Annotated in this window: 13 protein-coding genes; 7 read left to right on the top strand and 6 right to left on the bottom strand. The window is 50.3% G+C overall.

Annotation, left to right across the window (positions count from 1 at the left end):
* Positions 1 to 146: 146 nt before the first annotated feature.
* From BCM14_RS02310 to BCM14_RS02330, 5 genes are all read left to right on the top strand, one after another.
* The gene (locus BCM14_RS02310) at positions 147 to 1,484 is read left to right on the top strand and encodes an alanine/glycine:cation symporter family protein (protein ID WP_259673382.1); all 1,338 of its coding nucleotides are present in this window, start codon (positions 147 to 149) and stop codon (positions 1,482 to 1,484) included.
* A gap of 115 nt (positions 1,485 to 1,599) precedes the next feature.
* Positions 1,600 to 2,799: an ABC transporter substrate-binding protein gene (locus tag BCM14_RS02315; protein ID WP_106226387.1), complete on the top strand. Its 1,200-nt coding sequence runs from the start codon at positions 1,600 to 1,602 to the stop codon at positions 2,797 to 2,799.
* 124 nt (positions 2,800 to 2,923) lie between these two features.
* Positions 2,924 to 3,802 carry a branched-chain amino acid ABC transporter permease gene (locus BCM14_RS02320; RefSeq protein WP_106226388.1) on the top strand — a complete coding sequence of 293 codons (879 nt, stop codon included), beginning with the start codon at positions 2,924 to 2,926 and terminating at the stop codon, positions 3,800 to 3,802.
* Positions 3,803 to 3,806: 4 nt separating this feature from the next.
* Positions 3,807 to 5,747, top strand: coding sequence for a branched-chain amino acid ABC transporter ATP-binding protein/permease (locus BCM14_RS02325; RefSeq protein ID WP_106226389.1), 1,941 nt, complete (start codon positions 3,807 to 3,809; stop codon positions 5,745 to 5,747).
* Positions 5,748 to 5,775: 28 nt separating this feature from the next.
* Positions 5,776 to 6,498, top strand: coding sequence for an ABC transporter ATP-binding protein (locus BCM14_RS02330; RefSeq protein ID WP_106226390.1), 723 nt, complete (start codon positions 5,776 to 5,778; stop codon positions 6,496 to 6,498).
* 31 nt (positions 6,499 to 6,529) lie between these two features.
* Here the strand turns inward: BCM14_RS02330 and BCM14_RS02335 are convergent, their stop codons facing one another.
* The 3 genes from BCM14_RS02335 to BCM14_RS02345 all read right to left on the bottom strand — a co-directional run bounded on the left by BCM14_RS02335 (position 6,530) and on the right by BCM14_RS02345 (position 8,889).
* Positions 6,530 to 7,444 (bottom strand): LD-carboxypeptidase, encoded by a 915-nt coding sequence (locus BCM14_RS02335; protein WP_106226391.1) that lies wholly within the window; start codon positions 7,442 to 7,444, stop codon positions 6,530 to 6,532.
* A gap of 71 nt (positions 7,445 to 7,515) precedes the next feature.
* On the bottom strand, positions 7,516 to 7,983 hold the full coding sequence (tadA, locus tag BCM14_RS02340) for a tRNA adenosine(34) deaminase TadA (protein WP_106226392.1): 468 nt from the start codon (positions 7,981 to 7,983) through the stop codon (positions 7,516 to 7,518).
* 45 nt (positions 7,984 to 8,028) lie between these two features.
* On the bottom strand, positions 8,029 to 8,889 hold the full coding sequence (locus BCM14_RS02345; RefSeq protein WP_106226393.1) for an HAD family hydrolase: 861 nt from the start codon (positions 8,887 to 8,889) through the stop codon (positions 8,029 to 8,031).
* A gap of 113 nt (positions 8,890 to 9,002) precedes the next feature.
* On the opposite strand from BCM14_RS02345, the gene BCM14_RS02350 reads away from it, so the two are divergent.
* Positions 9,003 to 9,857, top strand: a complete 855-nt coding sequence (locus tag BCM14_RS02350) for a class I SAM-dependent methyltransferase (protein WP_106226394.1) — start codon at positions 9,003 to 9,005, stop codon at positions 9,855 to 9,857.
* A 14-nt stretch (positions 9,858 to 9,871) separates the two neighbouring features.
* Positions 9,872 to 10,750, top strand: a complete 879-nt coding sequence (locus tag BCM14_RS02355) for an NAD-dependent epimerase/dehydratase family protein (RefSeq protein ID WP_106226395.1) — start codon at positions 9,872 to 9,874, stop codon at positions 10,748 to 10,750.
* 70 nt (positions 10,751 to 10,820) lie between these two features.
* Here the strand turns inward: BCM14_RS02355 and greB are convergent, their stop codons facing one another.
* From greB to BCM14_RS02370, 3 genes are read right to left on the bottom strand one after another with little or no spacing between them, the layout of a single operon-like run.
* Positions 10,821 to 11,372, bottom strand: a complete 552-nt coding sequence (gene greB, locus BCM14_RS02360; RefSeq protein WP_106226396.1) for a transcription elongation factor GreB — start codon at positions 11,370 to 11,372, stop codon at positions 10,821 to 10,823.
* A 12-nt stretch (positions 11,373 to 11,384) separates the two neighbouring features.
* Positions 11,385 to 12,242, bottom strand: a complete 858-nt coding sequence (locus BCM14_RS02365; RefSeq protein ID WP_106226397.1) for a PHP domain-containing protein — start codon at positions 12,240 to 12,242, stop codon at positions 11,385 to 11,387.
* Positions 12,235 to 13,167, bottom strand: coding sequence for an alpha/beta fold hydrolase (locus BCM14_RS02370; RefSeq protein ID WP_106226398.1), 933 nt, complete (start codon positions 13,165 to 13,167; stop codon positions 12,235 to 12,237). Before BCM14_RS02370 ends, BCM14_RS02365 begins: the two co-directional genes overlap by 8 nt.
* Positions 13,168 to 13,198: the final 31 nt, after the last annotated feature.

The following is a 13,198-nucleotide window of genomic DNA, read 5'->3' on the forward strand; positions in this document are numbered from 1 at the left end:
ACCGATTGAGTAAATACTTTGGTTACATCTAGCAATATAAGTTTTCAGTGTAACAACTGTGCGACAGTCTGATTGACGCACCTATGATCCGCAGCGGCTTTGCAACAAAAAGCAAAGCCGTATTTCAGACATAGAGGAGCACGACATTGGAAACAACATTGCATTTTTTTCATACCCTGGGTGGATATATCTGGGGTCCCACGATGATTATTTTGTTGGTTGGAACAGGCGCTTACCTGACCGTCAGACTCGGGTTTCTACAATTTTCCTTATTACCTTATGCATTACGCATGGCATTTAGCCGTAAGCAAGACCAATCGTCGCCGGGTGATATCTCGCAATTTCAAGCCTTAATGACGGCCCTGGCGGGCACCATCGGGACCGGCAATATTGCTGGGGTTGCAACCGCTGTCGTCATGGGCGGTCCCGGGGCTATTTTCTGGATGTGGATGACGGCACTGGTAGGCATGGCTACCAAGTACGCCGAGGGTCTACTTGCCGTGAAGTATCGCGTGAGGGACGAACTGGGCAATATGTCTGGTGGGCCGATGTATTACATCGAAAAGGGCCTGAACATGAAGTGGCTCGCCATGCTCTTTGCGTTTTTTGGAATGATCGCGTCGTTGGGGACTGGCTCTTCAGTGCAATCGAACTCCGTCGCGGAGTCCATACAAAGCAGTTTTGGCATCCCGGGCTGGCTTACTGGAGTCGTGCTAACTGCCATGACAGCTTTGGTGCTGATTGGGGGTATCAGATCGATCGGCAAGGTGGCCTCGGTGATCGTGCCATTCATGGCCGTCTTCTACGTCTTAGGTGGCTTGGGCATCATATTGACCCACTATCAACAGGTACTACCCGCTCTGGGGCTGATTTTTCAAGATGCGTTCACCGGTCAAGCCGTTGCTGGTGGCGCGCTAGGCACGGTCATCCGCTTTGGCGTAGCGAGGGGACTCTTTTCGAACGAAGCGGGTTTAGGCACGGCACCGATTGCAGCCGCAGCAGCTAAGACGGATGTGCCAGCAAAACAGGCCTTGGTATCCATGACCGGTACTTTTATCGACACCATTGTTGTTTGCTCAATCACTGGCTTGGCGCTGGTGATAGGTGGCTTATACACGGGTCAAGGCGGGCTAACCGGTGCCGCACTTACCACTCAAACCTTCGAACAAATGTTGCCTGGTCCCGGTGGTTGGGTTGTCACGATTGGTCTGGTGTTTTTCTCTTTCTCGACCATTCTGGGCTGGAGTTACTACGGCGAAAAATGCACGCAGTACCTTTTCGGGACAGCTGCCGTCAAGCCTTATCGAACGATATATACAGCTTTTGTGATGCTCGGCGCCGTCGCCTCCCTTGATATCGTCTGGGCATTATCAGACATCTTCAATGGGCTAATGGCCTTCCCTAATTTAGTCGGTATCCTGCTGTTATCCGGCGTTGTAATCACCGAAACTAAGCTATTCATTGCATCAAACAGGAAAGGATAAAAAATACTAAGGCTTTTACCGTGAAAACCCCTAGTGAAACTCAACTGCAACATTAGAGGTTTTCGCTAAAATCTGCTTACTTCTGCTCGAGAGCAAAGACTAAGGAGATTTCTTGATGAAACTACAACACAAATTATTAACCGTTGCTGCCGCTTGCCTGTTGACAGGCGCAGCCTTCGCCCAGGATACGATCAAAATTGGTGTAATCGGCCCCTTCACTGGCGGCTCATCTTCGATGGGCGTCAGTATGCGTGACGGCGTTACCCTCGCAGCCAACCAAATCAACGCCGCTGGCGGCGTGCTTGGCAAAAAAATTGAACTCGTGCTGCGGGATGACGAAGCCAAGAACGAGCGTGGTGTAGAAATCGCTCAAGAATTCATCAACAACACAAAAGTTGTCGCAGCCGTCGGCTATATCAATACTGGGGTTGCCTTGGCATCACAGCGCTTCTTTCAGGAAGCCAAGATCCCGGTTATTAATAACGTTGCAACTGGCACGCTGGTGACCCATCAGTTTGATAAAGAACCAGATAACTTTGTTTTTCGTAACGCGGCACCTGATGTGATTCAGGCTCCCATGATTGTTGAAGAAGCTGTGACTCGTCGCGGTTTCAAGAAAGTGGCAATCCTGGCTGACTCGACGGCCTATGGTGACTTGGGCCGGAAAGATTTGACCGCAGCACTGGAAGCCAAAGGGGTGGCGCCTGTAGCGAGCGAAAAATTCAACATCAAAGACACTGACATGACAGCTCAATTGCTCAAAGCAAAAGAAGCCGGTGCAGAAGTGATTTTGACCTATGCAATTGGCCCTGAGCTTGCATCAATTGCGAACAGCATGGCAAAGATTGGCTGGAAAAAACCAATGATCGGCAGCTGGACCCTGTCGATGGCTAACTTTATCGATACAGCTGGTAAAAACGGTAATGGGGCGACGATGCCACAGACTTTTATTCAAGATCCCAACACCCCAACCCGTAAAGCCTTCATCGACGACTACCTGAAAGAGTTCAAACCTAAAAAAGGTCGGATCGACTCACCAGTGTCGGCCGCTCAAGGCTATGACTCGATTTACTTGCTCGCTGCCGCGATCAAGCAAGCAGGCGGCACAGACGGTGTGAAAATCAAAGAGGCTCTCGAAAATCTCTCTACACCTGTGAATGGCGTTGTAACGGTGTACAACAAACCCTTCACCAAAACGGACCACGAAGCCATCACTGCCAACATCCCGCTCATGGGCGAAGTGAAAGAAGGCCGTGTGACTTACGCAAGCGAAGCAGACGCAAAAGCTAACCCAGTACGCGTCAAAAACCCTTAAGCCATACCAGCGAAATATGAAAAACGCCGCGCAAGTTGTGCGGCGGTTTTTTTTGTAGTACGAAATTTATTCAGTGCCTGAATAGGCCTATTGGCCTCACTTATCGCCTCGTTGAGAACGACTCATGGAAAACCTTTTACAACTTGTTTATAGCGGTATCTCTTACGGGATGATCTATGCGTTAATCGCATTCGGCTATCAACTGACTTTCGCCACCTCAGGCACGCTGAATTTTGGTCAAGGCGAGGCGTTAATGTTGGGATCACTGGTTGGCTTGACGCTCTGCGACACTTTCGAAATTAATTACTGGTTGATGATCCCCATTGTCTGTCTGTTTGGTGCGTTGCAGGGCTCGTTTGTCGAATTTTTAGGCGTCAGACCGGCAATCAGGATCAAGTCCGAGTTTGGCTGGATCATGTCAACGATCGCACTGGGAATCATCTTCAAAAATGTCGCCGAGAACGTCTGGGGTAGAGATGACCTGCCTTTCCCCTCACCCATGGACGACGAGCCGATTAAAGTTTTGGGAGCCAACGTCTTACCCATGGAACTCGTCGTGATTGGCGGTGCTTTCACGATGATGCTGCTCGTTGAATTGTTCAACCGCAAAAGTATTTACGGTAAAGCAGTCGTTGCCACATCCAATGATCGAGACGCTGCAGGTTTGATGGGCATCAACACGGGCCTGGTCATCACTTTTTCTTATGCTTTGTCTTCCTTGACTGCCTCTTTTGCCGGGGTATTGGTTTCGCCCCTGACACTAACGGGTGCGACCATGGGCGCGTCCTTAGGTTTAAAAGCTTTCGCTGTCGCCATTATCGGTGGGTTATCCAGTGGCATGGGTATTGTTGTCGGTGGCCTGATTCTGGGGATCGCTGAGACCGTCACTGGCTTTTACCTATCCACTGGGTATAAAGATGTGCCGGGTCTCGTGTTGTTGTTATTGGTTCTTGCGATGAAGCCGTCTGGTCTTTTTGGCAAAACAGCCATCAAGAAGGTGTAACAAAATGAAACTAAAAACACTACTGTTAGTCGCAGCGATCGCGCTGTTGTTTGCTTTCCCCTTGCTTGTGCCCAATCCCTATTACGTACACATGATTGAACGTATCCTGATTTACAGCATTTTGCTCTTTGGCTTGGATATTGTTGTGGGTTACACGGGGCAAGTTTCTCTGGGCCATGCGGGTCTGTTTGGCATCGGTGCTTATACAGCTGGGATTTTGTTTTTTAAACTGCACTTGCCATTTGTGTTGACCGTACCTCTGTCGATTGCGGTGACCGCAGCTTTTGGTGGTTTGCTGGCATTGCCCGCCCTGAAAGTCATCGGCCCTTATCTTGCCATGGTCACGCTGGCATTCGGTACGATCATTCAAATTTTGATTAACGAGATGAGTTTTTTGACCGAAGGCCCAGTTGGGATCAAATTAACCAAGCCAAGTCTTGGATCCTATGTCGTCACAGAGCGCGAGTACTTCTGGATCGTTGCCGCACTGATGCTTATCGCTTTACTCGTTGCGCACCGGACGTTGAAGTCTCACCTGGGACGTGCCTTTGAAGCCTTGCGCGATAGCCCGATTGCCTGCGATTGCATGGGTGTCTCTGTTTACCGTTACAAAGTCTACGCCTTTGTAATCAGTGCCGGTTTTGCGGGTTTAGCCGGTAATTTGTATGCCTATTCAGAGCAATACATCTCGCCCAATACCTACGTGATCGAGCTGAGCATCCTGTTCTTGCTCGCCGTGATTATGGGTGGTCGCAAGTCGCGCATTGGATCAATTCTAGGCGCAGCAATCATCGTCCTTTTGCCTAAATTGCTGGATGACGTTGTACTCTTTCGACAAGTGATGGTGGTGCTATCGGTCTTGATGGTGCTCTTGTCAGGCTTATCATTAGTCAAAGGATTAACGACCATCAAAAAACTGTTGGTTCCCGTGATCGGTACGATAGGGTTAACAGTATTCTCGTTTTTCCTCAAAAACATTACCGACTGGCGTTTGACGATTTTTGGTTGCATGATTTTGCTGGTCGTGTATTACCTTCAAGATGGCATTGTTGGCTTTGTACGCAACTACTACGCTGCCGTGATGGGTAAGCAATCGGTGCACGAACACACTTTAGTTGCCGATACAGTCGTGCATTCTGACAAAGATGTGATCAGTGCTGCCCAGCAACGTGTGCAGTCCGGGCCCTTGCTCTCTGTCCAATCAATCTTGATGCAATTCGGTGGTTTGAAAGCCTTGAATAACGTTGACCTGACGGTCGAGCGTGGCACCATACACGGCTTGATCGGCCCGAATGGGTCAGGTAAGAGCACCATGATGAACGTATTGACAGGCATCTATGTCCCAACCGCAGGTGATGTGGTCTACGCGAGTAATAGCGTGGTGGGCAAAACTTCCTCTGAAATTGCTCTATCAGGCATTGCAAGGACGTTTCAAAACGTACAGTTGTTTGGTGAGATGACTGCCCTTGAAAACATACTGGTTGGCTTGCACCACACCTTTGACTCGAGCTTGCTGGACGTCGCTCTGCATCTACCCAAATACACGAATGAAGAATCTGACGCACGTGTACGTGCGCTGGGACTGCTTGACTTTGTTGGCTTGGCAGCGGAGGCCAATGAGGAAGCACGCAACCTGCCCTACGGCAAACAACGTGTGCTAGAAATCGCACGAGCGCTCGCGCTCGATCCGACCTTATTGCTACTTGACGAACCTGCCGCGGGTCTCACAGCACCCGATATCAAAGATTTACTGGCAATCATTCAGAAGATCCGCGAGCACGGCATCACGATTATTTTGATCGAACATCATATGGACGTCGTCTCAGCCGCTTGCGACACCGTTTCAGTTTTGGACTTCGGCCAAAAGATCGCTGAAGGGAAGCCTGCAGAGGTTCAATCCAACGAAAAAGTCATCGAAGCCTATCTGGGCGGACAAGCGACCTAAAGCGTAAGCGCACAGACAAGGAATTCATATGCTATCTATCAAAAATCTCGAAGCAGGCTATGGCAAAGTCAAAGTCTTGCATGGCATCACGATTGAAGTACCCAAAGGCCAAGTGATCACCTTGATTGGCTCGAATGGTGCTGGCAAAACCACCACGATGCGTGCCATTACTGGCATGATTAAACCGACTGCAGGCGACATCGAACTGGATGGTAAAAAAATAGCTGGCTTTGAATCGTACAAAATTGCTAAGCTGGGATTAGCCCACTCACCTGAGGGCCGCCGGGTGTTTTCAACGATGTCGGTGACAGACAATCTTTTGCTGGGTGCCTTCCCCCGTCTGACAGGCAGTCGCCCCAAGGGCGATGTCAAGCATGACCTGGATAGGGCCATGGACCTCTTCCCTCGCCTAAAAGAGCGTCGCAATCAACTTGCTGGTACGTTGTCAGGTGGTGAGCAGCAAATGCTTGCTATGGCTCGCGCCATCATGCTTAATCCAGAGGTGATTTTGCTTGACGAGCCTTCGATGGGTTTGGCACCGATCCTGGTGGATGAAGTGTTTCGCATTATTTCTCGCCTAAAAAGCGAAGGCATGACCATGCTGCTGGTCGAACAGTTCGCCGCTGCGGCATTAAACGTTGCTGACTATGGTTACGTACTCGAGAATGGTCGTATCAGTGCCCAAGGCGCTGCAGAGAGCCTTAAGAACGATCCGGCAGTGAAGGCAGCCTATTTGGGCGGTGGGCACTAGGTAGTCAGAGCGGTGTCCTTAGTGCACCGGTTCAGTGTTCATGTTCATCCAGCACCAAATGGACCAGGCCTCGTTCAGTCGCGAGCCCTACTTTCGCCCCAACCGGAAGTGTTACTTTCATCGGCGTGTGACCAAAGGGTAAGCCTGTGATCACAGGAATCCCATAGGTTTTTCTCACGTATTTGATGACCGCTGGTAAGTCATAGCCTTGATCATGCGGGGCCAGCCGATAGTCGGTAAACTGCCCCAAAATCAGCGCTTTCTGTTTGCCAAGAATCCCAGCCTGATAGAGCTGATTGAGCATGCGCTCAACGCGATAAGGATGCTCGTTAACGTCTTCGACGAACAATATTCCGCCACTGATCTTAGGCATGTAAGGTGTGCCGATTAGCGTGCACAAAGTCGCAAGATTACCGCCCCATAAGGTGCCACGGCAATCGATAGAATCGGCATCCCTGGTCTCAAAACTCAGGATTTCAAGCTCACCGCGCATTGCCTCGCCAAAGACCTCTGCTGTTAAGAGGTCTAGTTTGTTTGCTCCAAAGTCAGCACAGGCTGTTGGGCCTACATAGCTCACTGCCCCTGTCTTAGCCAGTAAAGCAAGATTGAAAGCGGTGAAGTCACTCTGTCCGATAAAACGTTTGCCTGAGTCAGCAATCGCTTTGAAATCAAGCTGAGGCAATAAGCGGGTTAATCCGTAACCACCGCGACTTGCCATCACGATCGGTAGCTTTTGTTTTATCGCTCGGGAAAAAGCACTTAAGCGCTGCGCATCAGTGCCAGCAAAACGCTGATTCACCGCCAGCGCCTGACGATCAATGGCCACTTTATAACCTAGCTTAGTGAGCCGAACTGAAGCACGCTCAAGCGTCTTTGGATCTGCTATAGCGCTTGATGGCGAAATGACATAAATGCCGTGAGCGTCTGGCGTTGCGTATTCAGTCATGAAGTTATTTTCTCGTGTTCAATCAATTCGAAGTCGACCGTATCATAGGACATATCGGTGTGACAAAAAGCTTAATTTTTTTGACGCTTTCGTTGAAAAAAATCTGTTAGTGTTTCACCACAAATTTGACTCATGATGCCACCAATTACTTCAGCGTGATGGTTGAGCCTAGGCTCGGCGGGCAGGTCAATCACACTGCCGCAGACACCTGTTTTAGCGTCTCGCGCGCCAAATACCACCCGTTTAATACGCGCATGCATGATGGCGCCCATGCACATTGCACAGGGCTCGAGGGTCACATATAAAGAGGCTCCAGTCAGCCGATAATTTTGCAGCGTCAATGCCGCATTTCTTAGCGCCACGACTTCTGCGTGCGCAGTCGGGTCATGCGTGGTGATCGTCTGATTGAACCCTTCGCCAATGACCTCACCCACTTCGTTAACGACAATGGCGCCAACTGGCACCTCACCGCTCAACTCGGCCTGTTTGGCTTGCCTGAGCGCTAAACCCATATAGTGTTCGTCAACCGAAGCAATCATTGACCAGAACGCCCCAACAAGGGATAAGGACTCGCTACGAGCTGACTATCCACGATATTGTCGCGACTTCAAGGCCACCCGACTAGCAAGGCTTGTCAATGCCTCTTCAAGCCATTGATACAGCTCTGCATCTTCGTCATAGCGCGCTTGATTCAAGTTCGATACCCTGCCATCTTCAATAAATCCCCATGCTCGACTGCGCTTGTCGCGATGCTTGGGATCCCAGACCCCAAAGGCATAACCGCCCCCTCGCTTAACGACTGAAAAGCACGGAATGTCTGTATAGCCATCGCCGACAAAAACCATTTGATCAAAAGGGACTCTCAAGCGATCCTCGGCTACTTTACGATTCACTTCAAAGGGCTTGCCGACATAGGCTGGCCCGACAATACCCTTTTGAATATGGAACAAATAGCGAGTTTTATCAGTAAAGCTCACAATCCGCCTTGGGAAGCTGATCCCGCCCGTTTCATCGTAAATAAACTCAGATGCCCAGATATCGGTGAACTCTTTGGCAATCGGTGTGTTACGAACCACATCGCCAATTCCGCTTGAAATCAGATAGAACTCAAGCTGCACTTGTGGATGCCTTTTACGTACCTGCTCGCGCAAACGAGTAAAGAGCGTAGCAACGCCGACATGAAGGGGTAAACGCTGCCCCCAGTTGACAAGATCCGCCTGCTTAATGGCCTCAGCACCACCAGAGCTTGCCGCTCGAGATTTAGACAATTCAATCATCTCGTGCAAATAAGCCGGCACTGGATCCCAATCCTGATTGAGCAGAGGATCGACCCTACCCGACCAGAACTGTTGCGTGTCTACGCCAATTGACTCGAGAAAGCCAGACGTGCTGTCAGGCGCCAGGGTATCGTCAAAATCAAAAATCAAGGCAATGACATCAGACATACTTTTGCTTTCCGTGACAGGAGTTGATTACGCTTCGACTGGCAAAGCAGCAATATTTGCCCCTGAGTTGACCGTGAATGCAATATTATTCGCTTTTAGACGAGCGCTAAGCCATGAGCAATACAGAAATCCGTCCTGACCAATCAATTGAACTGCTGAAAGCGCTACACATTCTGACCCGCGACGGTAAACTCAATCAGGATAGTCGGCGCAAACTCAAGCAAGTCAATCATCTTTACCAGTTCATCGAACCCTTATTACAAGAACTGGCATCCTCTCGTGACACCTTTACAGTCGTCGACCACGGCGCAGGCAAATCGTATCTGGGATTTATTCTGACCGATCTGTTTCTGCGACATCACGCACTCAATGCAACGATGGTGGGGATTGAAACCAGACCAGAATTGGTGGCAAGCTCTGAGGGGCTCGCGAAAAACCTGGGATTTAAACAAATGCGGTTTTTGAATTTGTCTGCAGCTGAGTCAATTACCTCGGCGTTATTGCCGCCAAAAATTGAACTAGTCACAGCCTTACATGCTTGCAATACAGCAACAGACGATGCGATCCGTTTTGGCTTGGAAAAACAGGCCGACCACATGGTTCTCGTGCCCTGCTGTCAGGCAGAGGTCGCCTCGGTACTCAAAAAGCACAAAGCGCGGCAACTCAAAGACCCATTAGCTGAAATTTGGCGACATCCTATCCATACCCGCGAATTCGGTAGCCACGTGACGAATGCGCTGCGCTGTTTACAGCTTGAAGCAAATGGCTATCAAGTGACGGTAACTGAATTAGTGGGATGGGAGCACTCGATGAAAAACGAACTGATCATTGCGACGCGTAAAGGTTCGCACAATCAACAGGCGGCCAAGCGTTTGCAAGCGTTGCTCGACCGCCTTGGCTTGGAAGAATTGACTGCACGTTTTCTGACACAACCCGTCAACCCACCCGGGCACGAGGCTCACGTTTGAACCGAGCAGAAAAGATGTCAACTCAAAAAGTTTTGATTGCTGGGTGTGGTGATCTGGGCTTGCGCATCGCAAGGCTTCTGCTTATGCATACGGGAACCGAGGTGTGGGCGCTGCGTCGCCAAATACCAGCGATCTCCGAAGAGACGTTGCCTGATCCAGTACAAGCTCACATTCACTGGATTGAAGCAGATCTGACTAAGATAGAGACGCTAGATCAGATCCCGTCTGGGGTTACGCACATTATTTACGCCGCCTCTGCTGATGGCCGAAACGAAGCTTCATACCGCGCTATCTATTTAAACGGTTTAGAAAACATCATCACAGCCTGTAAAACCAAGCAACTTAAGCAAGTTATCTTTATCTCGTCTACCGCTGTGTATGAGGACCACGAAGGTAGCTTAGTCGATGAAATGACCATCAGCACACCACAATCGTTTAATGGTCGCATCATGCTTGAAGCCGAAACTTGGCTGGCAGCACAAACAGATATCGCCAGCACGGTCAGTCTGAGGCTTTCTGGGATCTACGGGCCGGGCCGACAATTTCTCATTAATCGTCTCAGAGCAGGTTTAGTCACTGCACCGCCATCCAACCAGCATTGGGTTAATCGTATCCATATCGATGACGCAGCTAGAGCAGTCGCACACATCATGGGCATGTCGGAACCTCAAAAGCTTTACCTGGTGACCGACAGCACCCCTTTACCGATGCGTGTGCTTTATGAAGCCATTGCACTCATGGTGGGTGGCCCTGTGCCTGCGATGGGGCCCGCCCCTTTATCGGTGGGCAGTAAGAGATTATCGAATGCCCGTCTATTATCGACAGGCTTTGCTTTTGATTGGCCTGATAGTCGACTGGGACACGCAGCCTTACTGCAAAACGAAGATAGCTAACAAAGCAATATCCGAGTGCGCGTTTCAGCGGTGCTTCAAACGCAGTCTCGCATTGCCTTTCAAGCGTAATTTACGCGGGATAAGTAATCTCAAGGATATCGAGCTCATCGATCCCCGCAGGGGTTCGTAAGATCACGGTATCGCCTTCTTTTGCCTTGTTCAATGCCCGCGCAACGGGCGAGATCCAGCTGATCTTGCCGTTGAGTGGTTCTGCCTCATCAACACCCACAATCGTGACGCGATACGTTTGACCTGCCTTGTCTACATAATGCACCGTTGCGCCAAAGAACACTTGATCACGATTCGTCTGCAGCGCAGGATCAACGACCTCGGCGATTCCGAGTCGTTTCGTTAAAAAACGCATGCGCCGATCAATTTCTCGCAGGCGTTTTTTACCGTACAGGTAATCACCGTTTTCGGATCGATCGCCGTTAGAGGCAGCCCAAGAGACAACCTGCACCATGGCAGGACGCTCTTCATTCATCAGATGCTGCAACTCATTACGCATCGCAGCATACCCCCCGGGAGTCAGGTAGTTTTTTGTTCCTGCGGGCAGCGTTAAACCAACCGGGATGTCTTCATCCTCATCTTGCGATGTTTCTTTTACAAATGCTTTGTTCATGTCAGACTTTAATCAAACTGCGAGATGTTGCCACACCGGCGTGAGGTCAGCGGGAAGCGCTGGTAAGCTACCCAGATCATGCTGGCTCTCCTGTGGGCTATGGAAATCTGATCCGCAAGACGCGAGAAAGCCGTAGTTTCTGGCAACTGCTGCGAACTCGGTATATTGGGCGGGGGTGTGACTTCCAGTTACGACCTCGATACCAAGCCCGCCCGCCTCTTTAAAGCTGTTGAATAAACCATCGAATTGCGTCTCGTCGTAGCGGTAGCGACCAGGATGAGCAATCACCGCGACCCCCCCAGCACCATTAATCCAACCGACCGCATCTTCAAGCTTGGCCCAATGCATGGGAACGTAGGCCGGGCCACCGTCGTGAAGATATTGGTTAAACACGGCCTGCACATCTTTAAATTTTTCAGGATAGGCCTGCGCCAGATACCGAGCAAAATGAGTACGGCTAATGAGCTCTGGGTTGCCGACAAAGGGCAATGAGCCATCAAAAGCACCTGGCATGCCTAGGTGCGCCAATTTATCACTCATCGCACGAGCCCGAGCCGAACGGCCATGACGCGTGCGCTCGAGCCCTTGAATTAAATCCACGTTCTCGATATCAACCCCCAGACCCACGATATGAACGGTCTGGTTGGCCCAAGTCACAGAAATCTCAACACCGCTCAGATACGTCATCCCCAAAGCTTCTGCCGTCTGACGGGCAATAACTTGACCGCCTAATTCATCATGATCGGTCAAGGACCAGAGGGTGACACCACGGTCTGCAGCACGTCTTGCCACAACAGCCGGAGCCAGACTGCCGTCAGAGACAGTCGAGTGACAATGCAAATCGGCGCGAATGAGGTCGTCGTTAATCATGTAGAAACTCTGTTATTACCGCAATTTGATCGGTCTGCATCAACGTGGGGGCATGCCCCACACCTGCAAACTCTGCAGCGCGAGCCAAAGGGTTAATTGACAACATTTTCGACAAAGTGGTGCCAGATAGCAAATCTGACTCGGCGCCTCGTGTAATCAGCACAGGGCGTTTGTGTGAGGCGTAGGACGACCACAGCATCATTTCACCTTGCGCGACCAATGCCGGCGTCATTGACTTAAAGGGAATGGCAATATCCAAATCATAGTGCTTGATCCAGTGCCCACTGTCTTCGACAAAATAGTGACGGGCAAGCGCTTGCCATTGCTCGTCAGTGTGAGGACCAAAAGATTGCGAAACGATTTTAAGGTAATTAACGGCTTCGTTGAAACTCGACAAAGCGACCTGAGCGCCCACGTATTCACCGATACGAGCAAGAGACTCGGGCTCGATATGAGGCCCTACGTCATTCAAAACTAGCTTATTCACAAGATAGTTAGACTCTGGGACAAGGGAATTGGCTGCCGGGCCTACCCTTTGCTTAGATTGCGAGACACGTGAGGCTTCGATGGCCCCCACATAGGCCATGCCAATCAAACCGCCCATTGAGGTGCCAACCCAGTTAAGTTGTTTGGGCTGGACTTTATTTAATAGGCTGACCATATCAGCCACATATTGCCCCACCGCATAAAGCGAGGGGTTCAACAAGCGATCAGATAATCCCCTGCCAGCTACATCTGGGCAAATGACTCGATACTCTTTGGATAGTTCAGCCGCCAAGGCATCAAAATCACGTCCGCTTCGAGTCAAACCATGTACGCAAAGCACAACCCGAGGATTGTCAACAGCGCCCCATTCGCAATACGCCATGCGATGCAAGCCCATCGGACTTGAACACGTGACTGCGTTGAGGCGAGGACTGGTCATTTTTTTTCCCGTTGTTGGCGCGCGATCAGAT

Origin of the sequence: Jezberella montanilacus (genome assembly GCF_003003055.1) — a bacterium.
GTDB lineage: Bacteria > Pseudomonadota > Gammaproteobacteria > Burkholderiales > Burkholderiaceae_B > Zwartia > Zwartia montanilacus.